Origin of the sequence: Pseudomonas orientalis, assembly GCF_002934065.1 — a bacterium.
GTDB lineage: Bacteria > Pseudomonadota > Gammaproteobacteria > Pseudomonadales > Pseudomonadaceae > Aquipseudomonas > Aquipseudomonas orientalis_A.
On record NZ_CP018049.1, the window covers coordinates 374,038 to 397,332 of the forward strand.

At 60.2% G+C, this 23,295-nt stretch carries 21 protein-coding genes; 11 read left to right on the forward strand and 10 right to left on the reverse strand.

Annotation, left to right across the window (positions count from 1 at the left end; all coding sequences use genetic code 11):
• Positions 1-15: 15 nt before the first annotated feature.
• Positions 16-771: a substrate-binding periplasmic protein gene (locus tag BOP93_RS01590; RefSeq protein WP_104501325.1), complete on the forward strand. Its 756-nt coding sequence runs from the start codon at positions 16-18 to the stop codon at positions 769-771.
• Positions 772-923: 152 nt separating this feature from the next.
• Here BOP93_RS01590 and BOP93_RS01595 read toward each other — a convergent pair whose 3' ends face one another.
• From BOP93_RS01595 to gpmI, 4 genes are all read right to left on the reverse strand, one after another.
• A complete protein-coding gene (locus BOP93_RS01595; RefSeq protein WP_104501326.1) occupies positions 924-1,697 on the reverse strand; it encodes a divergent polysaccharide deacetylase family protein in 774 nt (257 codons plus the stop codon).
• Position 1,698: 1 nt separating this feature from the next.
• Positions 1,699-3,006: a S41 family peptidase gene (locus BOP93_RS01600; RefSeq protein ID WP_065885757.1), complete on the reverse strand. Its 1,308-nt coding sequence runs from the start codon at positions 3,004-3,006 to the stop codon at positions 1,699-1,701.
• A gap of 30 nt (positions 3,007-3,036) precedes the next feature.
• Positions 3,037-4,332, reverse strand: a complete 1,296-nt coding sequence (locus BOP93_RS01605; RefSeq protein ID WP_065885756.1) for a murein hydrolase activator EnvC family protein — start codon at positions 4,330-4,332, stop codon at positions 3,037-3,039.
• Between the two features lie 259 nt (positions 4,333-4,591).
• Positions 4,592-6,118, reverse strand: a complete 1,527-nt coding sequence (gene gpmI, locus BOP93_RS01610) for a 2,3-bisphosphoglycerate-independent phosphoglycerate mutase (RefSeq protein WP_065885755.1) — start codon at positions 6,116-6,118, stop codon at positions 4,592-4,594.
• A gap of 151 nt (positions 6,119-6,269) precedes the next feature.
• On the opposite strand from gpmI, the gene BOP93_RS01615 reads away from it, so the two are divergent.
• The 3 genes from BOP93_RS01615 to secB are packed head-to-tail and all read left to right on the forward strand — an operon-like array spanning position 6,270 to position 7,454.
• A complete protein-coding gene (locus BOP93_RS01615) occupies positions 6,270-6,683 on the forward strand; it encodes a rhodanese-like domain-containing protein (protein WP_057025458.1) in 414 nt (137 codons plus the stop codon).
• Position 6,684: 1 nt separating this feature from the next.
• The gene (gene grxC / locus BOP93_RS01620) at positions 6,685-6,939 is read left to right on the forward strand and encodes a glutaredoxin 3 (protein ID WP_104501327.1); all 255 of its coding nucleotides are present in this window, start codon (positions 6,685-6,687) and stop codon (positions 6,937-6,939) included.
• 35 nt (positions 6,940-6,974) lie between these two features.
• Entirely contained in the window at positions 6,975-7,454 is a 480-nt protein-coding gene (secB, locus tag BOP93_RS01625; RefSeq protein ID WP_104501328.1) for a protein-export chaperone SecB, read from the forward strand.
• Between the two features lie 121 nt (positions 7,455-7,575).
• Here the strand turns inward: secB and BOP93_RS01630 are convergent, their stop codons facing one another.
• A complete protein-coding gene (locus BOP93_RS01630) occupies positions 7,576-8,031 on the reverse strand; it encodes a tRNA (cytidine(34)-2'-O)-methyltransferase (protein WP_065893730.1) in 456 nt (151 codons plus the stop codon).
• Here BOP93_RS01630 and BOP93_RS01635 point away from each other — a divergent pair.
• Positions 8,030-8,470: a hypothetical protein gene (locus BOP93_RS01635; RefSeq protein WP_065893729.1), complete on the forward strand. Its 441-nt coding sequence runs from the start codon at positions 8,030-8,032 to the stop codon at positions 8,468-8,470. The genes BOP93_RS01630 and BOP93_RS01635 overlap by 2 nt on opposite strands.
• Positions 8,471-8,921: 451 nt before the next feature.
• Here the strand turns inward: BOP93_RS01635 and ntrC are convergent, their stop codons facing one another.
• From ntrC to BOP93_RS01655, 3 genes are all read right to left on the reverse strand, one after another.
• Positions 8,922-10,358 carry a nitrogen regulation protein NR(I) gene (ntrC, locus tag BOP93_RS01645; protein WP_065885751.1) on the reverse strand — a complete coding sequence of 479 codons (1,437 nt, stop codon included), beginning with the start codon at positions 10,356-10,358 and terminating at the stop codon, positions 8,922-8,924.
• Positions 10,355-11,440, reverse strand: a complete 1,086-nt coding sequence (gene glnL / locus BOP93_RS01650; RefSeq protein ID WP_057724492.1) for a nitrogen regulation protein NR(II) — start codon at positions 11,438-11,440, stop codon at positions 10,355-10,357. The genes ntrC and glnL overlap by 4 nt, the downstream gene beginning before the upstream one ends.
• 387 nt (positions 11,441-11,827) lie before the next feature.
• A complete protein-coding gene (locus tag BOP93_RS01655) occupies positions 11,828-12,364 on the reverse strand; it encodes a chorismate mutase (protein WP_104501329.1) in 537 nt (178 codons plus the stop codon).
• 424 nt (positions 12,365-12,788) lie between these two features.
• Here BOP93_RS01655 and BOP93_RS01660 point away from each other — a divergent pair, with 424 nt between their 5' ends.
• On the forward strand, positions 12,789-13,025 hold the full coding sequence (locus BOP93_RS01660) for a DUF6124 family protein (protein WP_065893727.1): 237 nt from the start codon (positions 12,789-12,791) through the stop codon (positions 13,023-13,025).
• Positions 13,026-13,097: 72 nt separating this feature from the next.
• Here the strand turns inward: BOP93_RS01660 and glnA are convergent, their stop codons facing one another.
• Positions 13,098-14,504, reverse strand: a complete 1,407-nt coding sequence (gene glnA, locus BOP93_RS01665) for a glutamate--ammonia ligase (RefSeq protein WP_024072899.1) — start codon at positions 14,502-14,504, stop codon at positions 13,098-13,100.
• A gap of 333 nt (positions 14,505-14,837) precedes the next feature.
• Between glnA and thiI the strand changes: the two genes are divergently transcribed.
• Together thiI and typA are read left to right on the forward strand one after the other, a co-directional pair.
• On the forward strand, positions 14,838-16,292 hold the full coding sequence (gene thiI, locus BOP93_RS01675) for a tRNA uracil 4-sulfurtransferase ThiI (protein WP_104501330.1): 1,455 nt from the start codon (positions 14,838-14,840) through the stop codon (positions 16,290-16,292).
• Positions 16,293-16,431: 139 nt separating this feature from the next.
• On the forward strand, positions 16,432-18,252 hold the full coding sequence (gene typA / locus BOP93_RS01680; RefSeq protein WP_034117299.1) for a translational GTPase TypA: 1,821 nt from the start codon (positions 16,432-16,434) through the stop codon (positions 18,250-18,252).
• 193 nt (positions 18,253-18,445) lie between these two features.
• Here the strand turns inward: typA and BOP93_RS01685 are convergent, their stop codons facing one another.
• The gene (locus BOP93_RS01685; RefSeq protein ID WP_024072902.1) at positions 18,446-18,880 is read right to left on the reverse strand and encodes a YkgJ family cysteine cluster protein; all 435 of its coding nucleotides are present in this window, start codon (positions 18,878-18,880) and stop codon (positions 18,446-18,448) included.
• 228 nt (positions 18,881-19,108) lie between these two features.
• Here BOP93_RS01685 and BOP93_RS01690 point away from each other — a divergent pair, with 228 nt between their 5' ends.
• The 3 genes from BOP93_RS01690 (at position 19,109) to BOP93_RS01700 (ending at position 23,271) form a co-directional block, all read left to right on the forward strand.
• Positions 19,109-21,559, forward strand: coding sequence for a glycogen/starch/alpha-glucan phosphorylase (locus BOP93_RS01690; protein WP_104501331.1), 2,451 nt, complete (start codon positions 19,109-19,111; stop codon positions 21,557-21,559).
• A 247-nt stretch (positions 21,560-21,806) separates the two neighbouring features.
• Entirely contained in the window at positions 21,807-22,814 is a 1,008-nt protein-coding gene (locus BOP93_RS01695; RefSeq protein WP_065885744.1) for a class 1 fructose-bisphosphatase, read from the forward strand.
• Positions 22,815-23,016: 202 nt separating this feature from the next.
• Positions 23,017-23,271, forward strand: coding sequence for a lipoprotein (locus BOP93_RS01700; RefSeq protein WP_033897714.1), 255 nt, complete (start codon positions 23,017-23,019; stop codon positions 23,269-23,271).
• The last annotated feature ends 24 nt before the right edge of the window (positions 23,272-23,295 follow it).

A 23,295-nucleotide genomic window follows, 5' to 3' on the forward strand; every position in this document is an offset into this window, starting at 1 on the left:
ATTCCGGTAGCCTTCATGTTCAAACACCTGCTGCTCGCCCTTGCCAGTTCCTCCATGCTCATGGCGGCTACGGTGCACGCCGACGAATCGTCTGACACCTCACTGGTGCTGCTGACGGAAAATTTCCCGCCTTACAACATGGCGAAAAACGGCAAGAACTTCGCCAGGGACGAGAACATCGAAGGCATCGCCGTGGACATCATGCGCGAGACCTTCAAGCGTGCCGGTATTTCCTACAACCTCACCCTGCGTTTCCCCTGGGAGCGAATCTACAAACTCGCCCTGGAAAAACCCGGCTATGGTGTGTTCGTCACGGCGCGTTTGCCGGACCGTGAAGCCTTGTTCAAATGGGTCGGCCCCATCGGCCCGGACGATTGGGTGCTGTTGGCCAAGGCTGACAGCAAAATCCAGTTAGAAGGCCTGGAGCAGGCGCGCCGCTACAGGATTGGCGCCTACAAAGGCGATGCCATTGCCCAGAGCCTGGACAAGCAGGGGCTCAAGCCGGTTGTCGCCTTGCGTGACCAGGACAATGCGCAAAAGCTCATGGAGGGCCAGATCGACCTGTGGGCCACCGGCGACCCTGCTGGCCGTTACCTGGCGCGGCAGGTGGGGGTGAACGGGCTCAAGACGGTACTGCGTTTCAACAGTGCGCAGCTTTACCTGGCGTTGAACAAGGATGTGCCGGACGAGGTGGTTGCCAGGCTCCAGGCTGCGCTGGATGAGTTACGCAAGAGCGGTCGAGTAGACGAAATCATGGCGCGTTACCTCTAAAGTTGACCGTTCCGAAGAATAAACGCGATCAAAAATGTGGGAGGGGGCTTGCCCCCGATAGCAGTAGATCAGCCAATATATTTTAAGCTGACACACCGCCATCGGGGGCAAGCCCCCTCCCACATTGGGAATTGGATTTTCGCCACCTTCATTCAGCGGTAAATGCCGTCTTTGCCGTGCCCGGCCATGGCCCGATTACTGCGCACGCTGATCATCAACTTGATATCGATCCACTCCACACCCTGCGCCTTGAGCTTGGGCAATTCGCGCTCCAGCACCGCCAGGGTCTGGGGATAAGGGTGCCCGATCATCACCGCCGAACCCTGCTTGTGCGCCAGCTTGATTGCGGTTTGCAGCTGCGTGGTGATCGCTGCCTCGGTGCGTTCGTCATCCAGGAACACATCCCGCGAAACATGCGCCAGTCCAATCTTCTGCGCCTCGGCGGCGGCGACAGTCTGTGCGCTGGTGCGGCTGTCCACAAAGAACTTGTGGCGCCGCTGCAGCTCGCCCATTAACCACGCCATTGCCTGCGGCTGCGCCGTCATGCGGCTGCCCATATGGTTATTGATGCCGGCGGTGTAGGGCACGGCCGTGAAGGCGGCGTCCAGGCGCTTGGCCAGTTCTTCGATCGACAGCTCGGGGTGCCAGGCAAACGGACCGGTGGCCGGGTCCATGGGCATATGCAGGATGACGATCTTGCCGGCCTTGTGGGCCTCGCGGGCGAATTCGGCGGCGTGAGGGGTGTCAGGCATGATCGCGGTGGTGACCGGCCCGGGCAGGCCCAGCACGCGACGATCCCTGGGCAGGTTCTGCCCGAGGTCGTCGATGATCAGGGTGAGATAGGCTTTGTGCGGCTCGCCGACCGGCGTCGCTTGCGCGAATCCGGCCAGGCTGCACAGCACAGCGATAATCAGCGCAACACGCATATCAACGGCTGCGCGTGATGCTCAGGCCCTTGAGCAGGCTCAGCGCCTGGGCCAACTGGTAATCGTCGTCCTGCGGCATCGGTTTGGCTTTGGCGCCGCTGCCGGTCGGCTGGTCGGCGCCGCCGTTGCCATTGCCCAGGTGGCCTTGCAGGTCCGCCTCTTTGTAGTACTCGCTGTCGATCTCGTTGGTGATCTTGGCCTTGCGCACCTCAATGTCCGGCACAATGCCCTGGGCCTGGATCGAGCGACCGTTGGGCGTGTAGTACAGCGCCGTGGTGATCTTCAGTGCACGCTCGTTATTGAGCGGCAATACGGTTTGCACCGAGCCTTTACCGAAGGTCGTGGTGCCCATCAGCACACCGCGCTTCTGGTCCTGCAGGGCGCCGGCGACGATCTCCGAGGCCGAGGCGCTGCCGCCGTTGATCAGCACGGCCAGCGGTACGTTCTCGCTCAGATCGTTGCCGGTGGCCGAGAAGCGCAGCTCGGAATTGGCGATGCGGCCCTTGGTGTAGACGATCAGGCCCTTGGTGATGAAGTGGTCGACCACTTCCACCGCCGACTGCAACACGCCGCCCGGGTTGTTACGCAGGTCGAGCACGATGCCGTTGAGCTTCTTGCCGTTGTCCTTGCGCAGCTTGGCCAGGGCCTTGGCCACTTCGTCGCCGGTCTTGACCTGGAACTGGGTGATGCGGATGTAGCCGTAGCCCGACTCCAGCAGCTGGCTCTTCACGCTCTTGACCACGATGGTGGAGCGGGTCAGGGTCACGTCGAACGGATTGCCGCCGTCGCGCACCAGGGTCAGGGTGATTTTCTGGCCGATCTTGCCGCGCATCTTGTCGACGGCTTCGGTCATGGTCTGGCCGCGGGTCGGCTGGCCGTTGATCTTGACGATAAAGTCACCCGCCTGGATGCCGGCCTTGGATGCCGGGGTGTCGTCGATGGGCGAGACCACCTTGATGTTGCCGTCTTCGGAACCGACCTCAATGCCCAGGCCACCGAATTCACCGCTGGTGCTTTCCTGCAGTTCAGCGAAGTCTTCCGGGCCCAGGTAGGCCGAATGCGGGTCGAGGTTGCTGAGCATGCCCTTGATGGCATTTTCCAGCAGGGTCTTGTCGTCTACGGGTTCGACATAGGCTGCCTTGATCCGGTCCATGACCTCGGCAAAGGTGCGCAGCTCGTCCAGCGGCAACGGCGCCTTGGTGGTCGCAGCGGTCGCGGCGGGGACAGCCTGGTCGGCAAAAGCCAGAGGCGCGCCGATCACCAGGGCGATCGTCAGGGCCAGCGAAGTGAGGCGGGACAAATGCAGCATGTCGAACGAACTCCTAATGTAGATGAGACCCTATCCTTGGGATCTGCACCATTGTGCAGGGTCGCTCGGGCGGCCCTGCTGACGAATAGCGAAGTACAGCGCCGGGGTGTCCTGGCCACCACTGTTACCGACAGTGGAGATGGATTCACCGGCTTTTACCACATCACCTGCCGACTTGAGTAACGTCTGATTGTGGCCGTAAAGGCTCAAATAGCCATTACCGTGGTCAAGAATCACCAGCAGGCCGGCCCCGCGCAGCCAATCGGCAAACACCACGCGCCCGCCGTGGACGGCGTGGACCTGGCTGCCCGCTGACGCGCTGATCATCACACCATCCCACTTGGCACGGGTGTCATCGCCACGGGTTTCGCCGAAGCGTGCCAACAGTCGACCATCAACTGGCCATGGAAGTTTGCCGCGCGCTGAAGCAAAAGGCCCGCCGAACGACTCGCCGCTGCTGGAAACCAGTGGGCCAGGCGCTGCGTGCGCCGGTTTGCGCGGGGCCGGCGCATCGGTAGTGGCTGCCAGTTCGGCCTCACGCTGGCGCTTTTTTTCGGCTTCCTGCTGGGCGATCAGCGCTTTTTGCCGCGCCTCCTCGGCCTCGCGTGCCTGGCGCGCCAGGGTTTCTTCGATAGTCTTGAGCACTTTGGCCAGGTCGGCCTGGTCCTGCTCGCGGGCCTGGAGCTTGGCGTCGCGGGCTTTTACGTCATTATTGAGCTTGGCCAGGGCTTGCTGGCGTTCCTTGCGGACCTTGTCCAACTCGTTGCGCTGGGTGTCGAGCGCAGTCTTCTGGTCGAGCAGTTGAGCCTGCTGATCATTGATCTCCTGCTCGACATTGGCCAACTGGCGCAGCGTTTCGTTAAAGCCCTTCAACTGCGCCAGGCGCGCCTGGCTCAGGTAATCGTAATAGGTGAGGGTGCGGGCAAATTTTTCCGGGTTCTGCTGGTTGAGCAGCAGCTTGAGATATTCCTGGCGGCCGCTCTGGTAGGCGGCGCGGGCCTGGATCGCGATCAGGCGTTGCTGTTCAACGCGTGCGCTCTGGAGTTTTTTTTTCTCAGCGTCGAGTCGCTCCAGTTCCGACTCGCTCTTCTTTAATTCTTTTTGCAGCTCCTGGACCTGCTTCTCCAGCTTGCCCATTTCGGTTTCCGTGCCGCGCAGGTCTTTCTGCACCCCGGACTTTTCTTCCTGGAGCTTGCCGAGCAGTTTTTTCAGCTCGGTAATGTCCTGACGCGTAGCGTCCAACTGTTGTTGGGTTTGTGCACGCTCATCGGCAAATGCCGGTTGGAGCAGGCAGACAAGAGCGAGGGTAATCAAGGCGCGAAGCATAGAGGCGGGCGACACCAGGGGAAAGGGACGCTCTAGTATGCCCGCCAAGCGCCGCAAAAAAAACGTCCAATTGGAGCGGGCGGGCAAGATAGGTGCCGAGTGGTGGTGGTATGGCAAAAAGATATCTTCCAAACACCGAAGGGCCAATGTGGGAGGGGGCTTGCCCCCGATAGCGGTGGACCAGTCACATAAGTGTTGACTGACACTCCGTCATCGGGGGCAAGCCCCCTCCCACACTGGATCTACAGTGTTGTTTAGATCAGACCAGAATTGAGGTCCCGGTCATTTCCTTAGGCTTTTCCAGCCCCATCAGCATCAGCATGGTCGGCGCCACATCCGCCAGTACGCCGCCGTTACGCACTTTGAAATCGCGCTTGCCGACGTAGATGAACGGCACCGGCTCGGTGGTGTGGGCTGTGTGGGCCTGGCCGGTTGACTCGTCGGACATCTGCTCGCAGTTGCCGTGGTCGGCGGTGATCAGCGCTTCGCCACCGACTTTGTCCAGGGCGTCGACGATGCGGCCCACGCACAGGTCCAGGCATTCCACGGCCTTAGTGGCAGCCTCCAGGTTGCCGCTGTGGCCGACCATGTCGCCGTTGGCGTAGTTGACCACGATGACGTCATAACGCTGATGCTCGATGGCGTCGACGATCTTGTCGGTGACTTCCGGTGCGCTCATTTCCGGCTGCAGGTCGTAGGTGGCGACTTTTGGCGATGGGATCAGGATGCGCTCTTCGCCAGGGAAAGGTTCTTCACGTCCGCCGGAAAAGAAGAAGGTCACGTGGGCATATTTTTCGGTTTCGGCGATGCGCAGTTGAGTCTTGCCGTTTTTCGCCAGGTAATCGCCCAGCACGTTTTCCAGGCTGCCCGGCGCAAAAGCCGACGGGGCCGGGATATTGGCGGCGTATTGGGTGAGCATGACGAACTCGACTTTCGGCTGGCGTGCGCGTTCGAAGTCCTTGAAACCGTCGTCGACAAACACATGGCTCAGCTCACGGGCACGGTCGGCGCGGAAGTTCATGAACACCATGGCGTCGCCGTCTTCGACTTTCACCGGCTCGCCGATGGTGGTGGCCTTGACGAATTCATCGCTCTCGCCACGGGCGTAGGCGGCTTCCAGGCCTTGCTGGGCGGTGGCGGCGTTGAATTCGGCCTGGCCATCGACGATCAGGTTGTAGGCCTGGGCCACGCGGTCCCAGCGGTTGTCGCGGTCCATGGCAAAGTAACGGCCTACCAGGCTGGCGATGCGGCCTTTGCCCAGGGCGGCGAAGGTGGCGTCCAGCAGTTCGATGGACGACTGCGCGCTTTTGGGCGGGGTGTCGCGACCGTCAAGGAAGGCGTGCAGGTAGATCTTGTCGGCGCCGCGCTTGAAGGCCAGTTCGGCCATGGCGATCAGGTGGTCCTGATGGCTGTGTACGCCGCCATCGGAGAGCAGGCCCATGAAGTGCACGGCCTTGCCGGCGGCGACGGCTTTGTCCACCGCTGCGCAGATGGTCGGGTTCTCGAAGAACTCGCCATCGCGGATCGCTTTGGTCACGCGGGTGAAGTCCTGATAGACCACTCGTCCGGCGCCGAGATTCATGTGACCGACTTCCGAGTTGCCCATCTGGCCGTCCGGCAGGCCCACGTCCATGCCGGAGCCTGAGATCAAACCGTTGGGCACGGTGGCGGTGAGACGGTCCAGCACAGGCTTGCGGGCGGCGTACACCGCGTTGTCGTGGTGGCTTTCACTGTGTCCGAAGCCATCGAGAATTATCAGGACCAAAGGTTTAGGCGTGGTAGTCATAGATCCTCTCGCGGCGGTAATAAAGGAAGGCAATGGAAAAGTGAGTGGCAGTTTAAAGCGAAGTTCCAACCGCGTCACCGCTTTACGGGGGTTGGCCGCCCCCGACGGCTGTGTATACTTACCGCCATTTTAACGCCCTGGAACCTCCTTGATGGTTGATCACCTGATTGCATTTGCCACTGCCCACTATCTGCTCGTGGGTGCCTTCGTCATCCTGCTGGCGCTGCTGATCGCTCACGAATTGAGCCGTGGTGGCCGCAGCCTGAGCACATCGGAGCTGACCGCCCTGGTCAACAAGGATGAGGCGGTTGTCGTGGATATTCGCCCGGCCAAGGATTTCGCCGCCGGCCATATCGTCGGCGCCCTGAACATTCCCCAGGACAAGCTGATCGCGCGCTTGGCCGAACTGGAGAAATACAAGGCCAAGACCATTATCCTGGTCGACGCCCAAGGCCAGCACTCCGGCACGCATGCCCGCGAGATGCTCAAGTCCGGCTTTACCGCCGCCAAGCTGTCCGGTGGTATCAGCAGCTGGCGTGGCGATAACCTGCCGTTGGTGAAGTGATATGAGCCAGGTTGTCGTGTATTCCAGCGATTACTGCCCTTACTGCATTCGAGCCAAGCAGTTGCTCCAGAGCAAGAAGGTCGCCTTCGAAGAAATCAAGGTCGACGGCAAGCCCCAAGTACGCGCTGAAATGGCCCAGAAGGCTGGCCGCACGTCGGTGCCGCAGATCTGGATCGGCGACAGGCATATCGGTGGCTGTGACGACCTGATGGCTCTGGAGCGCGCCGGTAAACTCGATGCGCTGCTGTCCGCCTAACCCCTAAAAGACCCCAAGATAAAGAAGGATCTGCGATGACTGATCAACCGAACACCGAAGCAGCGCAAGACCAAGGCCCACAGTTTTCGCTGCAGCGCATCTACGTGCGTGACCTGTCGTTCGAAGCGCCGAAAAGCCCGGCTATCTTCCGCCAGGAATGGACCCCAGGCGTCGCGCTGGACCTGAACACCCGCCAGAAAGCCCTGGAAGGTGACTTCCACGAAGTCGTGCTGACCCTGTCGGTCACCGTCAAGAACGGCGAAGAAGTGGCCTTCATCGCTGAAGTGCAACAGGCGGGTATCTTCCTGATCCAGGGCCTGGACGAAGCGTCCATGAGCCACACCCTGGGCGCGTTCTGCCCGAACATCCTGTTCCCGTACGCCCGTGAGACCCTGGACAGCCTGGTCACCCGTGGCTCGTTCCCGGCGTTGATGCTGGCGCCGGTGAACTTCGATGCCCTGTACGCTCAAGAGCTGCAGCGCATGCAACAGGAAGGTTCGTCGACGGTTCAATAAGTCGACGCGGTAAAAAAATGTGGGAGGGGGCTTGCCCCCGATAGCGGTGTATCAGCCAGCCTATCTGTAGCTGACCCACCGCAATCGGGGGCAAGCCCCCTCCCACATTTGCTATGCGGTGTTACTTGAAACCGAGTTGGCGCCAGCCTTCGTAGACGGCGACGGCGACGGTGTTGGACAGGTTCAGGCTGCGGCAGCCCTCGCGCATCGGCAAGCGCAGGCGGTGGCCATCAGGCAGGGCATCGAGCACGTCGGCCGGCAGGCCGCGGCTCTCCGGGCCAAACAGAAACGCGTCGCCCTCGGCAAAGCTGGCATCATGAAACGGTCGCGAGCCCTTGGTGGTGAACGCGAACACGCGTGGCTGGCCCAGGCTTTCCAGGCAGCTTGCCAGGTCGGCATGGCGCTGGAGAGTGGCGTACTCGTGGTAATCCAGCCCGGCGCGGCGCAGGCGTTTATCGTCCATGTCGAAGCCCAGCGGTTCGATCAAATGCAGGTGGCAGCCACTGTTGGCGCACAGCCTGATAACGTTGCCGGTATTCGGCGGAATTTCTGGTTGAAAAAGGATGACGTGAAACATGCACGGCTCCGAAGGCAAAGATGCGCTGCATTCTACCCCTGAAGACGATCCAAGGCCGAAGCTATTGCCCAGGGTACTCGGCTCGCTGGCGATTGTCGGCCTGATGGTGGGCTTGATGATTGGTCGCCTGACCACCCCGGAGCCGGTCGAGCTGCAACAGATAGAACCTGTGGCGGACGGTCTGCTGGTGTGGTTCAACCGCGAGCCCAAGCTGCACGGCGAACATATCGACGGCGCCGTGGCGCTGTTGTTCGACGCACAGGGCAAGGCTGCCAATGGGCAACTGAAGGTCAATGACAAGGACGTGAACTGGCGCGTGCGCAAGACCGACGGCGGTTTGCTGCTCAATCTGGTGGCGGCGCGGCCATTGCGTGGGGAGTGGAACGGCCAGGAGGTGGATGACCGCTGGCGGCTGGAGATCCATCTCCAAGAGCAATAAAAGAGGGAGTTCCCGGCCTGCCTGTACCAGGGCTCCCAAAACGGGGTGAAGCCAGAGGCTTCGGTGTTAAAGAGGGGATTCTCGGCCTGCCTGTACCAAGGTCCCCGAAACTGGGTAGTACCAGGGTTATTGCAGGGCGCGTGCCAAAGTTTGCAATTGGCGCGGTAAATGATTGCAAGAAAGCGCAAAGCCCCGAAATCCGGGGCTTTGGTGGTTTCAGCGTTCAAGAATTTTTGAGCGATAGCGATCTTTCAGGTCTCAAGTCAGTGCCCAATGCCGGTTCATGGTGCATTGAAGCAGTGCACAACCTTCAAATCTTGTGACGATCCAAATGTGGGAGGGGGCTTGCCCCCGATAGCGGTGTATCAGCCAGCCTATCTGTAGCTGACCCACTGCAATCGGGGGCAAGCCCCCTCCCACATTGGATTTTCAGTGGAGCAGAGAGCGGTGATCAGGCGTCGTCGCTGTCGTCGTCATCTGCGCCATCCACCTTCATCCCCAGTTCCTTGATCTTGCGCGTCAGGGTATTGCGGCCCCAACCCAGCAGCACGGCGGCATCGCGACGGCGGCCGGCGGTGTGCTTGAGCGCGGTCTCGATCATGATCCGCTCGAACGCCGGTACGGCGCTGTCGAGCAGGTTCGACTGGCCGCGTGCCAGGGCCTGGTCGGCCCATTGGCGCAGCGCCTGTTCCCAGTTGGTCACTGGGGCCGAGTCCTGCGGCAGGCTCAACAGCTCCGGTGGCAGGTCGCTGATGTGCACTTCGCGCCCGGACGCCATTACCGTGATCCAGCGGCAGGTGTTCTCCAGCTGGCGTACGTTGCCGGGCCATGGCAGGTTCTTCAGGTATTCCTCGGTCTCGCTTTTGAGCAGCTTCGGCTCCACGGCCAGTTCCAGGGCGGCGCGGCTGAGGAAGTGGCGGGCGAGGGTGGGGATGTCTTCGCGGCGGTCCGACATGCGCGGAATGTGGATGCGGATCACGTTGAGGCGGTGGAACAAGTCTTCACGGAACTTGCCGGCGTGCACCAGGGTTTCCAGGTTCTGGTGGGTGGCCGCGATGATGCGTACATCCACCTTGACCGGCGTGTGCCCGCCCACCCGATAGAACTCGCCGTCGGCCAGCACCCGCAGCAGGCGGGTCTGGGTATCGGCCGGCATGTCACCGATTTCATCGAGGAACAGGGTGCCGCCGTCGGCCTGTTCAAAACGTCCACGGCGCAGATTGGCCGCGCCGGTGAACGCGCCTTTTTCATGGCCGAACAGCTCGGACTCCATCAAGTCCTTCGGGATTGCGGCCATGTTCAGTGCAATGAACGGCGAGGCTGCCCGAGGGCTGTGACGGTGCAGGGCGTGGGCCACCAGCTCTTTACCGGTGCCCGATTCGCCGTTGATCAGCACGGTGATGTTGGAGTGGCTCAAGCGCCCGATGGCGCGAAACACTTCCTGCATCGCCGGCGCTTCACCGATGATTTCCGGGGTGCGGGTCAGGGCCGGCGGGGCTTCCTGGTTCTGTTGCTCCTGGGCGTGCTGGTTGGCGCGCTTGACCAGCGCCACCGCCTCGTCCACATCGAACGGCTTGGGCAGGTACTCAAAGGCGCCGCCCTGGTAGGACGCGACAGCGCTGTCCAGGTCCGAGTGCGCGGTCATGATGATCACTGGCAGGCGCGGGTGCTGCTCGCGAATGCGCGCCAGCAAGTCCAGGCCGCTGGCGCCGGGCATGCGGATATCGGAGATGATCACGTCCGGCTGCTGGCGAGCCAGGCGGCTCATCACACCGTCGGCGCTGTCGAAGCTCTGGGTGGTCATGCCTTCCTGTTGCAAGGCTTTCTCCAGGACCCAGCGGATAGAACGGTCGTCATCGACGATCCAGACAGTTTCACTACGGCTCATGTCGTGGGGGCTCCTTGTTCCAATGGCAGGAAGATCGAGAACGTGGTGTGGCCGGGATGGCTCTCACATTCGATCAGGCCCTGGTGCTGGCTGATGATGTTCTGGGTAATGGCCAGGCCCAGCCCGGTACCGTCCGGGCGGCCGCTGACCATGGGGAAGAAGATGGTTTCCTGCAGTTCGGCCGGAATGCCCGGGCCGTTGTCGATGATCTCGACCTTGGTCACCAGGCGATGGCGTACATGGCCAATGGTGAACTGGCGCAGCGCGCGGGTGCGCAGGCTGATGCGGCCCAGGCGCAACTCGTTCTGGCTGCTGATGGCCTGCATGGCGTTGCGCACGATGTTGAGTACTGCCTGGATCATTTGCTCGCGGTCGATCAAGACGTCGGGAATGCTTGGGTCGTAGTCGCGCACCAGGGTGATGCAGCCCTGGCTTTCGGCGTCGACCAGTTGGCAGACGCGCTCGAGCACTTCGTGCACGTTGGTCATGGCCAGGGACGGCAGCTTGTTGGAGCCGAGCATGCGGTCCACCAGGTTACGCAGGCGGTCGGCCTCTTCGATGATGACGTTGGTGTAGTCCTTGAGATGCTCCTCCGGCAACTCGCGGGCCAGCAACTGCGCCGCGCCGCGAATGCCGCCCAGGGGGTTCTTGATCTCATGGGCCAGGCCACGCACCAGCATCTTGCTGGTTTCCTGCTTGGACAGCTGCGCCTCTTCCTTGGTGATGCGCAGCAGGCGGTCGCGGGGGTGCACTTCGAGCAGCAGCAGGGTGGCGCCATTGCTCAGGATTGGTGTCACCGCGTAGTCGACGGTCAGCGTCTGCCCGGTCAGGGCGGTGAGCATTGCTTCGCGCTTGGTGAACGGGTGCGCCTGCTCCACGGCCTGGCGCAACGAGCTCAGGGCCTCGGCGGACTCGGTGAACAATTCGCTGATGAACTGCCCATGGCTGCGCTGGCCGCTGATGGCCAGGAGCATCTCCGCCGCCGGGTTCATGTACTCAAGGCGCAAGTCGGCATTGAGCAGAATGGTCGCGGTGGTCAGGTTGTCGAGTAACAAACGGTGCAGTGCATCGCTGATGGTCATCGGGACCTCTTTTGGAGCAAGGCGCAGGCTTGAGGCACACGCTGATACAAGGAAAATGCAAAAACCAAACCAAGGCTCCGAAAAGAAGCGTTAAGGCCCTGAAATAGGGAGTTTTGGCACGAAACTGTGGCGTTCTGCCAGCTTAAGCGGGAAGTTTCGAACCAAAATGGGCTGGACAACTGCGCAGGGTGCAGGCTATCGCACCAATATAGTGCGGTTTTGTGAAGGTTGTTCAGGAAGCTGCCAGAGATGGCCCTGAATGCATACAGGCCAAGTGTGGGAGGGGGCTTGCCCCCGATAGCAGGGTGTCAGTCAGCCTATACATCAACTGAACCACCGCCATCGGGGGCAAGCCCCCTCCCACATTTTTAATTGGGTTTACAGGGGCTAGCCTTTGTATATGCACAGCTCGGCGGTGGCGCGGATCATCGCCAGTTGGCGCAGCGGATCGTTCAACGGTTCATGCACCGCCGCGGCCAGCCACTGCGGGCACTGCGGGTCGGTACGCTGCGGGGTGAAGTCGGCCAGTTGTTGCAGCAGGCGTTTTTGCAGTTCATCCAGTCGTGGGCGAATCTGCTTGACCAGGTCCGGGCGCGGATCGTCCGGCGCCTTGCCCTGGAACTGCCAGTCGGACAGGTGGGTGTATTGCACCAGTTTGTTCGCCTCGATCTGCGCTGAGAAAAACTGCTCGGCGGCGGCGGGGTCCAGTTTGTAGCTCGGGGCTTGGGCGACGACGCTGGCGATCACTTCCTGCTCGCGCTTTTTGTCTTCAACGGGCTTGTGGCTGTCCCATTTGCTCAAGGCCACCTGGTCGGCGATCTCCAGGCGTTCGGCGATGCTGTTGAGCAACGGCTCAAGCGTGGGCGGCGCGGCACTGGCGGTGACGCTGACAAATAACAGAGCGAACACAAATCGACGTTTCAAAGGAAATCCCCTGTAGGAGCGAGCTTGCTCGCGAAGGTCGTTAACGATAACGCGTAAATGTTGAAGAAATGTGGTGTCCTGGCGTTTTTCGCGGGCAAGCTCGCTCCTACAGTGGTCGCGTAGGGCGTCAGGCGCAGGCTACCTTAGCTTGCGCGGTTGCCTACAGGTAAGCCAGAATCCGCCGGCTTGTACGGCTGGCTTGTCGTCTCTAAGGTTGCTCGGTCGCTGCTCATCAGCGATCAGGTTTAGTAGCCTGAGGGTCAAGTTAAGCGTGTACCGCACCGTTCTTTATGGCGGCTGTGTGCAGGGCATCTTCGGATGCGCCGGTTTTTGCTTAACTTCCCCGGTCTACTAACCTGCGCCCAGCTGCCACCCAATCGTTTAGTAGCGAGTCGATGGCGGCCTCATTCGAGGAAGTTAAGACATGTTCAAGCCAACCCCAAATCCACCCCCATCCGTCTTCACCATTGCCGCCGATATCGACGACGAAGCCTTGATGATCAACAGCTTCGAAACCTTCTCCTCGGTCAGCACCTTGTTGCTGGACCTTTGCGAAGACCTGGATGGCAAGCACCGCGATATCGCACTGGCCATTCACCAATTGAGCGCCATGGGGACGCTGATGGTCAGCCGTATGCTCGACCGCCAAGCGGCCATCTGACAATCCACAGGCAAAAAAAGACCTCCCGAAGGAGGTCTTTATCATCACGCTACGTCAAGCAGCGCTACCGGATCAGCAGCTGTAGTACAGCTCGTATTCCAGTGGGTGTACGAAGGTGCGAACCTTGATTTCTTCTTCGCTTTTGAGCTCGATGTAGGCATCGATGAAGTCGTCGCTGAACACGCCGCCCTTGGTCAGGAACGCACGGCCCTTGTCCAGTTCTTCCAGGGCTTCTTTCAGGCTGCCGCACACTTGTGGGATCTCTTTGGCCTCTTCAGGCGGCAGGTCGTACAAGTTTTTGTCGGCGGCGTCGCCAGGGTGGATCTTGTTCTGGATACCGTCCAGGCCGGCCATGACCAGCGCAGCGAAGGCCAGGTACGGGTTGGCTGCCGGGTCCGGGAAGCGGGCTTCGATACGGCGAGCGCGCGGGCTGGACACGTAAGGAATACGGATCGAGGCGGAACGGTTACGGGCCGAGTAGGCCAGCATTACCGGCGCTTCGAAACCTGGGACCAGACGCTTGTAGGAGTTGGTCGACGGGTTGGTGAAGCCGTTCAGGGCCTTACCGTGCTTGATGATGCCGCCGATGAAGTACAGGGCGGTGTCGGACAGGCCGGCATAACCTTCGCCGGCGAAGGTGTTCTTGCCTTCTTTGGCGATGGACAGGTGAACGTGCATACCCGAACCGTTATCGCCGTACAGCGGCTTGGGCATGAAGGTAGCGGTACGGCCGTAGGCATCCGCCACGTTGTGTACACAGTACTTCAGGGTCTGGACTTCGTCAGCCTTGGCGACCAGGGTGTTGAACTTCACACCGATTTCGTTCTGGCCGGCAGTCGCCACTTCGTGGTGGTGAACTTCGATGACCAGGCCCATCTCTTCCATGGCGTTGCACATGGAGGTACGGATTTCGTGGTCGTGGTCGAATGGCGGGACCGGGAAGTAGCCGCCCTTGATGCCTGGACGGTGGCCTTTGTTGCCGCCTTCCACGTCCTGGTCGGACATCCACGAACCTTGTTCGGAGAAAATCTTGAACATCGAACCGGAGATGTCGGACTTGAACTTGACCGAATCGAAGATGAAGAATTCAGGCTCCGGGCCTACGAATACGGTGTCGCCGATACCGGTCGACTTCAGGTATTCCTCGGCACGCTTGGCGATCGCACGTGGATCGCGGTCGTAGCCTTGCATGGTCGAAGGCTCAATCACGTCGCAGACGATGATCAGGGTTGGGTCTTCGGTGAACGGGTCGAGGACGGCCGTGCTGTCGTCCGGCATCAGGATCATGTCGGAGGCTTCGATGCCTTTCCAGCCGGCGATGGAGGAACCGTCGAACATCTTGCCTTCTTCGAAGAAAGCATCATCCAGCGCGTCGCGAGCCGGCATGGTCACGTGGTGCTGAGTACCTTTGGTGTCCGTGAAGCGCAGATCAATCCATTTAACGTCATGATCTTTGATGAGTTGAACCGACTTCGACATGGTGTCCTCCGGGTGGCTTCGGGCTTGGTAGTGGAGTTAGCCCTTAGAATTTGGGTGATGCCGGCGCGGATACTCCGCCAAGGCAACCTGCCTCACAAGAGAGCAAATTGCATGCCAGTGCGCCAACATGGTCTTTTTGCTTCAAAATGGCCCCTATAACGGTGCAAACGGCCAACGAGTGATAAATGTCGCACCGCAATGTAGCGTTATTGGGTGCAAATGACCTGTTTTGGTGCGTTGCACATGCGATGCATATTAACTGGTTAAACCTTGAGCGATTTCCGCTATAATCCGCGCCCCCCTTTTTCAGCAGGCCCGGCGCGCGCTGTTTCCATGAAATTAATCGTAAAAGTCTTCCCCGAGATCACCATCAAGAGCCGACCGGTACGGATGCGTTTCATCCGTCAGTTGGCCAAGAACATCCGTGCCGTGCTCCGCGATCTGGACCCGGCTGTGGTGGTGAACGGCGTGTGGGACAATCTCGAGCTGGAAACCCGCCTGACCGACGCCAAAGCCTTGAAGGACATGACCGAGCGCCTGAGCTGCATGCCGGGCATCGCGCATTTCCTGCAAGTGGACGAGTACCCGCTGGGCGACTTCGACGACATCACCGAGAAGTGCCGGCTGCACTTTGGTGATGAGCTTGCCGGCAAGATTTTTTCGGTGCGTTGCAAGCGCGCCGGCAAGCATCCGTTCAGCTCCATGGATGTGGAGAAATACGTCGGCAGCAAGCTGCGTCGCGAGTGCGGCGCGGCCGGAATCTCCCTCAAAGCGCCGCAAATCGAAGTGCGCATGGAAATTCGCGACCAACGGTTGTTTGTGATCCACAGCCAGCACAACAGCATCGGCGGTTACCCGCTGGGCGCCCTGGAACAGACCCTGGTGTTGATGTCCGGCGGTTTCGATTCCACGGTCGCGGCCTACCAGATCATGCGGCGCGGCCTGATGAGCCACTTCTGCTTCTTCAACCTGGGCGGTCGTGCACACGAATTGGGCGTGATGGAAGTGGCGCACTTTATCTGGAAGAAGTACGGCAGCTCCCAGCGCGTGCTATTTGTAAGCGTGCCGTTCGAAGAAGTGCTGGGCGAAATTCTCGGCAAAGTCGATAACAGTCATATGGGCGTAGTTTTGAAGCGTATGATGTTGCGCGCCGCGTCCCGGATCGCCGACCAGTTGCAGATCGATGCGCTGGTGACCGGTGAAGCGATCTCCCAGGTATCCAGCCAGACGTTGCCGAACCTGTCGTTGATCGACTGCGTGACCGAGAAGCTGGTGCTGCGCCCGCTGATCGCCAGCCACAAGCAGGACATCATCGACCTGGCAGAAGAAATCGGCACCGCCGACTTTGCCAAGCATATGCCCGAGTATTGCGGGGTCATTTCGGTGAACCCCAAGACCCACGCCAAGCGCAACCGCGTGGAGTATGAAGAACAACAGTTCGACATGGCGATTCTGGAGCGTGCGCTCGAGAACGCCAAACTGGTCCCGATCGATCGCGTCATCGACGAGCTGGGCCAGGATGTGCAGATCGAAGAAGTCAGCGAAGCCCTGGCCGGCCAGATCATCGTCGACATCCGTCACCCGGATGCCGCCGAAGACGAGCCCCTGGAGATTCCTGGCATCGACGTACAAACGCTGCCGTTTTATGCATTGAACGCGCGTTTCAAGGAACTGGATGACAGCCGTCAGTACCTGCTGTATTGCGACAAAGGCGTGATGAGTCGCCTGCATGCCCACCATTTGCTCAGTGAGGGGCATGCCAATGTGCGCGTTTATCGACCGAGCTAAGAGCCCGGGGCTGTTTGCCTGTGGCCTGCGTCACCGGCCCCCCGACTCTGCCGTCAAGCTGTAACGGCAAGGCCTGACTCTACTGTTAATCGCTGCCACGACCTGTCAGCACACCGAATCCTCTGATCGAGATACACAAGTGATCGAAAATCTACGTAACATCGCCATCATTGCTCACGTTGACCATGGTAAAACCACCCTGGTAGACAAACTCCTGCGTCAATCCGGCACCCTGGAGCGCAACGAGCTCAACGACGAGCGCGTGATGGACTCCAACGACCAGGAAAAAGAGCGCGGTATTACCATCCTGGCGAAAAACACCGCCATCAACTGGAACGGCTACCACATCAACATCGTGGACACCCCGGGCCACGCCGACTTCGGCGGCGAAGTAGAACGCGTAATGTCGATGGTTGACTCCGTTCTGCTGCTGGTTGACGCTCAAGACGGCCCTATGCCGCAAACCCGTTTCGTGACCAAGAAGGCGTTCGAAGCCGGCCTGCGTCCGATCGTGTGCATCAACAAGGTTGACCGTCCAGGCGCGCGTCCGGACTGGGTTCTGGACCAGATCTTCGACCTGTTCGACAACCTCGGCGCTACCGAAGAACAGCTGGACTTCCAAGTCATCTACGCCTCGGCCCTGAACGGTATTGCCGGTCTGGAACACACCGCCATGGCGGAAGACATGACCCCGCTGTACCAAGCAATCGTTGACCACGTTCCACCACCGAAGGTTGACCGTGACGGTCCGTTCCAGATGCAAATCTCGGCACTGGACTACAACAGCTTCCTGGGTGTTATCGGCGTTGGCCGTATCGCGCGTGGCAGCGTCAAGCCGAACACCCCGGTTGTTGCCATCGGCGCCGACGGCAAGAAGCGTAACGGTCGTATCCTGAAGCTGATGGGTCACCACGGCCTGCACCGCATCGACGTTGAAGAAGCCTTCGCCGGTGACATCGTGTGCGTCAGCGGCATGGACTCGCTGTTCATCTCCGACACCCTGTGCCAGCCGGACACCGTCGAGGCGATGAAGCCTCTGACCGTTGACGAGCCAACCGTTTCCATGACCTTCCAGGTGAACGACTCGCCGTTCTGCGGTAAGGAAGGCAAGTTCGTGACCTCCCGTAACATCAAGGAGCGTCTGGACAAAGAGCTGCTGTACAACGTTGCACTGCGCGTTGAAGAAGGCGACTCGGCCGACAAGTTCAAGGTCTCCGGCCGTGGTGAGCTGCACCTCTCGGTACTGATCGAAACCATGCGTCGCGAAGGCTTCGAAATGGGTGTTGGTCGTCCGGAAGTGATCATCCGTCAGGTTGACGGCGTGAAGCAGGAACCGTTCGAAAACGTCACCATCGACACCCCTGAAGAATCCCAGGGCAAGGTCATGGAAGAGATGGGCCTGCGTAAGGGCGACCTGACCAACATGGTGCCGGATGGCAAGGGCCGTGTACGTCTGGAATACAACATCCCTGCGCGTGGCCTGATCGGTTTCCGTAACCAGTTCCTGACCCTGACCAACGGTGCTGGCATCCTGACCTCGATCTTCGATCGCTACGACACCATGAAGTCCGGCGACATGTCCGGTCGTCAGAACGGTGTTCTGGTATCGGTAGAAACCGGCAAGGCGCTGACCTACTCCCTGGAAACCCTTCAGGCACGTGGCAAGCTGTTCGTTGAACACGGTCAAGAGATCTACAACGGTCAGATCGTTGGTCTGAACAGCCGTGACAACGACATGGGCGTCAACCCAACCAAAGGCAAGAAGCTCGACAACATGCGTGCTTCGGGTAAAGACGAAACCATCGCTCTGGTTCCACCTGTTCGCTTCACCCTGGAACAGGCCCTGGAATTCATCCAGGACGACGAGCTGTGTGAAGTCACGCCTAAGTCGATCCGCCTGCGTAAGAAGATCCTGGACGAAGGCGAGCGTACCCGCGCTGCCAAGAAAGCCAAGAACTGAGTTAACTCAGGCTGAATGAAAAACGCCCCCGGTCGAAAGGCCGGGGGCGTTTTTTTATGCCTGCTGTTTGTGTGGTGTCTGTACTGGCCCTATCGGGGGCAAGCCCCCTCCCACATTTTGATCTGTGAACACATTCAAGTGTGGGAGGGGGCTTGCCCCCGATGAGGCCCTTGAGAGCCCCACAAACCCTGGATCAGAACTTATCGAGGGTCTTGAACTTGGTCTCGCGCACCACTTCTTTCGGCTTGTACGCGCAATACCCCGGCCGCGGGCCGATCTTGGGGTGATTGCGGCAGGTATCCGGGCGCTTGTCATAAATAGTGCAGAAGCGCGTCTTACGATCCAGGTACAAGCAATCATTGTTGCTCATGCGCTGCAGGGTAAAAATCTCGGATTTATTGTTGTAGCGCTCGACGATGCCTTCCTTTTGCAAGCGCTTGGCGATGTTCTTCGGCGGGTCGCCGCGCTCGAACTCATCGACGATGCCAATGCGGATCAGGTCCTTGATCTTCACCTCGACCGGCAGCGTGCAGCAGCTGGACACGCAGCCGCCGCACATGTGGGCGGAATATTTCTGCCAGGTCTCGAGACGGTCGAGTTCCGCGGCGGCGATCAGTTGAGGCTTCATCGGGGTTCCAAAAGGTGGGGCTGTATCCGGGCGCGCGATCATACCGGGATTGGTGGTTTTTTGAACAATCTTTTCAGGGTTTCTGCGCGAACGGCGATCGGGCACGACCTCTGCATCAAATTCACGCAACCGTGAATGAGTTAAAAAATTGACGAACCAGAGCGTCTACCGTCTGTCAGACCGTCTAGGCTCTAGCAACTCCTTCTATCTCGCCCGAGGTCGCAATTGATGTCTCAGGAACCACTTGCACGAGAAGCAGAGGTAGCCGCATTTCGCGATGCCGTCTTGACCAAACTCACCTACGCGGTGGGCAAGGACCCGGACCACGCCTTCGACCATGACTGGTTCGAGGCCATTGCCCTGGCCGCACGCGACCAGATGGTCGACCACTGGATGGACCACACGCGGCGCATCTACCGCAAAGGCCAGAAGCGCGTGTATTACCTCTCGCTGGAATTTCTTATCGGCCGCCTGCTCTACGACAGCCTGAGCAACCTTGGCGTGTTGGAGATCGCTCGCGAAGCCCTGTCCGAGCTCGGCGTCGACCTTGAGCGCATTCGCCTGCTCGAACCCGACGCGGCGCTTGGCAACGGTGGCCTGGGCCGCCTGGCGGCGTGCTTCATGGAAAGTATGTCGACCCTGGGCATTGCCGGTCACGGTTATGGCATTCGTTACGAGCACGGCTTGTTCCGCCAGGCAATTGTCGATGGCTGGCAGCAGGAGCAGACCGAACGCTGGCTGGATTTCGGCAACCCCTGGGAGTTCGAACGCGCCGAAGTGATCTACCCGATCGGTTTCGGCGGCAGCGTGGAAACCCTGGCGGACGCGTCCGGCAAGATGATTCAGGTGTGGTCGCCCAGCGAAACCGTACGCGCGGTGGCCTATGACACCCCGGTAGTCGGCTGGCGTGGCGCCAGCGTCAACACACTGCGCCTGTGGCGTGCCCGCGCGGTGGAAGACCTGCACCTGGAACGCTTCAACGCCGGTGACCACCTGGGCGCCGTGGCCGAGGTGGCCCGCGCCGAAAGCATCTCCCGCGTGCTTTACCCGGCCGACAGCACCGAAGCGGGGCAGGAGCTGCGCCTGCGTCAGGAATACTTCTTCGTGTCCGCCTCGTTGCAGGACTTGCTGCGCCGCCACAAGAACATGCACGGCACGGTGCTGAGCCTGGGCGAACATGCCGCCATCCAGCTCAACGACACCCACCCGTCCATCGCCGTGGCCGAGTTGATGCGCCAGTTGGTCGACCTGCACGATATCCCGTGGGAGGCCGCGTGGGACGTCACCGTCGAAACGCTTTCCTACACCAACCACACCTTGTTGCCCGAGGCGTTGGAAACCTGGCCTGTCGGCTTGATGGAACGCATGCTGCCCCGGCACATGCAGATCATCTACCTGATCAACGCCCGACACATCGACTCGCTGCGCGCCAAGGGCATTCATGACTTCGACGTACTGCGCGCGGTGTCATTGATTGAAGAGGACAACGGCCGTCGCGTACGCATGGGCAACCTGGCGTTCCTCGGTTCCCACAGTGTCAACGGCGTGTCCGGGCTGCACACTCAACTGATGCGCAGCACGGTGTTTTCCGAACTGCATAAGCTCTACCCGGAGCGCATCAACAACAAAACCAACGGCATCACCTTCCGTCGCTGGCTGTACCAGGCCAATCCCAAGCTCACGTCGATGCTGGTGGACGCGCTGGGCCCGGACATTCTCGACACCATGGAAACGCGGCTGGGCGAGCTGGAAACCTTCGCCGAGAAGCAGACCTTCCGCAAAGCCTTCGCCGACCAACGCCTGCACAGCAAGCGGGCGCTGGCCGACATCATCCATGAGCGCCTGGGCATTTCGGTGAACCCGGCGGCAATGTTCGACGTGCAGGTCAAGCGGATTCACGAGTACAAGCGCCAGTTGCTCAACCTGCTGCACACCGTGGCGTTGTACCAGGCGATCCGCGCCGAGCCGGAAGTCGATTGGGTGCCGCGGGTGAAAATCTTCGCCGGCAAGGCGGCGGCGAGTTATCACCAGGCCAAGCTGATCATCAAGCTGACCAACGACATCGCCCGCACCGTCAACAACGACCCGACCGTGCGCGACCTGCTCAAGGTGGTGTTCCTGCCCAACTACAACGTCAGCCTGGCGGAAAGCATCATTCCGGCGGCGGATTTGTCGGAGCAGATTTCCACCGCCGGTTTCGAGGCGTCGGGTACCAGTAACATGAAGTTCGGCCTCAACGGCGCGCTGACCATCGGCACCATGGACGGCGCCAACGTGGAGATGCACGAGCGCGTGGGCGCCGAGCATATGTTCATCTTCGGCCTCAGTGCCCAGCAGGTGGAAGCCCGCAAGCATGCCGGCGAATTCAATGCAGGGCCGGATATTGCCGCGTCCCACCGGTTGAACGATGTGCTGCAAGCGATCCGTGGCGGGGTGTTCTCGCCGGATGATCCGGGCCGGTATGTGGGGTTGATCGACGGGCTGATCGACTACGACCGCTTCCTGGTGTGTGCCGACTTCGACTCCTACTGGGACGCCCAGGCGCGGGTCGAGGCGCATTGGCACGACTCCAAGGCCTGGTGGCGCTCGGCGGTGTTGAACACGGCGCGGATGGGCTGGTTCAGCTCGGACCGTACCATCCGCGAATACGCCACCGAAATCTGGAAAGCCCTCGACTAACTAACGCAATACAACATGTGGGAGGGGGCTTGCCCCCGATTGCGCAGTGTCAGTTTACACAGGTGTCGACTGGTACACCGCCATCGGGGGCAAGCCCCCTCCCACATTGGGTTCTGTGTAAATACAGCGCGGCCCGTTGCGCCACGCCGTGAACTCTATTGGCGTTAAATCCTCTGATTAGAGGAAATACGCCCCGACTCGCGTTAAACTGCGCGGGTTTTCAGCCCCCCATTCTCCGGAGCCTTCCATGTCCCGCGTTACCTTGAGTCGCTATTTGATCGAGCAGACCCGCAGCAACAACACGCCTGCCGATCTGCGCTTCCTTATCGAAGTGGTGGCGCGTGCCTGTAAGGAAATCAGCCACGCCGTGTCCAAAGGCGCACTGGGTGGTGTCCTGGGCAGCATGGGCACTGAAAACGTGCAGGGCGAAGTGCAGAAGAAGCTCGACGTCATCTCCAACGAGATCCTGCTCGAAGCCAACGAATGGGGCGGTCACCTGGCCGGCATGGCGTCCGAAGAAATGGACAATGCCTACCAGATCCCGGGTAAATACCCTAAAGGCGCGTACCTGCTGGTATTCGACCCACTGGACGGCTCGTCCAACATCGACATCAATGCCCCGGTCGGCACCATCTTCTCGGTACTGCGTTGCCCGAACGAATACCTGAGCCAGAACGAAGCCCTGAACGAAAAGGCCTTCCTGCAGCCCGGCACCGAGCAGGTCGCCGCCGGTTACGCGATCTACGGCCCGCAGACCATGCTGGTCCTGACCCTGGGCGATGGCGTCAAGGGCTTCACCCTGGACCGCGAAATGGGCAGCTTCGTACTCACCCACGAAGACATCTCCATTCCTGCCTCCACCCAGGAATTCGCGATCAACATGTCCAACCAGCGTCACTGGGAAGAACCGGTGAAACGCTATGTCAACGAATTGATGGAAGGCGAAGAAGGCCCGTTGAAGAAAAACTTCAACATGCGCTGGGTCGCGGCCATGGTGGCCGACGTGCACCGCATCCTGACCCGTGGCGGTCTGTTCATGTACCCACGTGACAGCCGCGAGCCTTCCAAGCCGGGCAAGCTGCGCCTGATGTACGAAGCCAACCCGATGTCGTTTCTGGTTGAGCAGGCGGGCGGTGCGTCCACTGACGGCCACCAGCGCATCCTCGACATCCAGCCCGAAGGCCTGCACCAGCGAGTGGCGGTGTTCCTGGGTTCGAAGGAAGAAGTTGAGCGTGTGACGGCTTATCACAAGTAGGCGCGAGCTTGCTCGCGAAAAGCTGACAGGCGACGCGGGCATCCAGACAGCCCGCTTCATGATCGTTCCTACCCTGAGCCCCGAAACGTTTCAGCGTTTTCGGGGCTTTTTTGTTTTCGTTCGTCGGGAACCAGACACCTCTTTTCCCTTCTAAGCTTCTGGCAGATACCCCAGCTGCTTTGTCTCTCCAGGAGCTTTTTCCATGTCTTTACGCCGTCTCGCCCTGCTGGCTTTTTGCGTGCTGTTGGCCGCTTGCAGCAAGGTCAACCAAGAAAATTACCAGAAGCTGTCGGCCGGCATGGCCAAGGCCGAGGTGGAGTCGTTGCTGGGCAAGCCGACCGATTGTTCCGGCGCACTGGGCATGTCCAGTTGCACCTGGGGCGATAAAAACAGCTTTATCAGCGTGCAGTATGCCGGTGACAAGGTTCTGATGTTTTCCGGGCAAGGCCTGAAGTAAACCGGGGCGCGAGCCTGCGGGAGA

Bases quoted from the DNA above. Each gene is read 5' to 3' on its own strand.
- glnA (WP_024072899.1), bottom strand. From the start codon at position 14,504: ATGTCGAAGTCGGTTCAACTCATCAAAGATCATGACGTTAAATGGATT.
- glnL (WP_057724492.1), bottom strand. From the start codon at position 11,440: ATGACCATCAGCGATGCACTGCACCGTTTGTTACTCGACAACCTGACC.
- BOP93_RS01595 (WP_104501326.1), bottom strand. From the start codon at position 1,697: ATGCGTGTTGCGCTGATTATCGCTGTGCTGTGCAGCCTGGCCGGATTC.
- BOP93_RS01690 (WP_104501331.1), top strand. From the start codon at position 19,109: ATGTCTCAGGAACCACTTGCACGAGAAGCAGAGGTAGCCGCATTTCGC.
- ntrC (WP_065885751.1), bottom strand. From the start codon at position 10,358: ATGAGCCGTAGTGAAACTGTCTGGATCGTCGATGACGACCGTTCTATC.
- BOP93_RS01615 (WP_057025458.1), top strand. From the start codon at position 6,270: ATGGTTGATCACCTGATTGCATTTGCCACTGCCCACTATCTGCTCGTG.
- BOP93_RS01685 (WP_024072902.1), bottom strand. From the start codon at position 18,880: ATGAAGCCTCAACTGATCGCCGCCGCGGAACTCGACCGTCTCGAGACC.
- BOP93_RS01695 (WP_065885744.1), top strand. From the start codon at position 21,807: ATGTCCCGCGTTACCTTGAGTCGCTATTTGATCGAGCAGACCCGCAGC.
- BOP93_RS01660 (WP_065893727.1), top strand. From the start codon at position 12,789: ATGTTCAAGCCAACCCCAAATCCACCCCCATCCGTCTTCACCATTGCC.
- grxC (WP_104501327.1), top strand. From the start codon at position 6,685: ATGAGCCAGGTTGTCGTGTATTCCAGCGATTACTGCCCTTACTGCATT.
- thiI (WP_104501330.1), top strand. From the start codon at position 14,838: ATGAAATTAATCGTAAAAGTCTTCCCCGAGATCACCATCAAGAGCCGA.
- gpmI (WP_065885755.1), bottom strand. From the start codon at position 6,118: ATGACTACCACGCCTAAACCTTTGGTCCTGATAATTCTCGATGGCTTC.
- BOP93_RS01630 (WP_065893730.1), bottom strand. From the start codon at position 8,031: ATGTTTCACGTCATCCTTTTTCAACCAGAAATTCCGCCGAATACCGGC.
- BOP93_RS01605 (WP_065885756.1), bottom strand. From the start codon at position 4,332: ATGCTTCGCGCCTTGATTACCCTCGCTCTTGTCTGCCTGCTCCAACCG.
- BOP93_RS01600 (WP_065885757.1), bottom strand. From the start codon at position 3,006: ATGCTGCATTTGTCCCGCCTCACTTCGCTGGCCCTGACGATCGCCCTG.
- BOP93_RS01590 (WP_104501325.1), top strand. From the start codon at position 16: ATGTTCAAACACCTGCTGCTCGCCCTTGCCAGTTCCTCCATGCTCATG.
- secB (WP_104501328.1), top strand. From the start codon at position 6,975: ATGACTGATCAACCGAACACCGAAGCAGCGCAAGACCAAGGCCCACAG.
- BOP93_RS01635 (WP_065893729.1), top strand. From the start codon at position 8,030: ATGCACGGCTCCGAAGGCAAAGATGCGCTGCATTCTACCCCTGAAGAC.
- BOP93_RS01700 (WP_033897714.1), top strand. From the start codon at position 23,017: ATGTCTTTACGCCGTCTCGCCCTGCTGGCTTTTTGCGTGCTGTTGGCC.